1 protein-coding gene is annotated in these 550 nt (G+C 61.3%); it reads right to left on the bottom strand.

The window, feature by feature from the left end; translation table 11 throughout:
* A partial coding sequence (locus ABD369_RS40930; RefSeq protein WP_344641713.1) for a DNA cytosine methyltransferase occupies window positions 1–269 on the bottom strand: 269 nt, incomplete at its 3' end.
* Window positions 270–550: the final 281 nt, after the last annotated feature.

Genomic DNA, 550 nt, shown 5'->3' with positions numbered 1-550 from the left:
CGTGCGCCGGTGGTGCCTGCCGTTTTGCCGGCCTGAGAGAGGTCCTGGCAGGGGAAACCGGCGGCCACCAATTCGATGTCACTGGGCAGCGCGCGAAGTTTGGTGACGTCACCGTGCAACGGCACGTCGGCGAAACGCGAACGGAGAACTGCCTGCGCGCCCGGATCGATTTCACACAGCAGTTCGGTGTTCCACCCATGTTCCGAGAGCCCCAACTCGAGACCACCGATACCGGCAAACAAACCCACCATGCTCCGCGACGACGTCACAGCACCCTTCCTCACGAACCGACCTAGAAGCACGGTACTCGAGAACTCCGACACCGTTTGCCAACTATTCGGTCCGCGGCGTGCTCCTTACGGAAGAACCGTTGTGAAACGCCTTACATCGAGATCTTCGGGGCCGATCGAAGTCCCTAAAAGGTCCCTGATCGAAGCAATAACCCGAACCAGCGGTGCTCCGTGCCCGTTCGTCCATTACCGTGGTCGGGTGAGCATCCAACCTTCCGGTGACGCGTCCTGGCCCGCGGTATTGACCTGGCAGGCCCACA

This window comes from Kitasatospora cystarginea (genome assembly GCF_039533515.1).
Taxonomy (GTDB): Bacteria; Actinomycetota; Actinomycetes; order Streptomycetales; family Streptomycetaceae; genus Kitasatospora; species Kitasatospora cystarginea.
The sequence above is the reverse complement of the archived record's forward strand: the minus strand, read 5'-3'. Positions and strand labels throughout refer to the sequence as shown.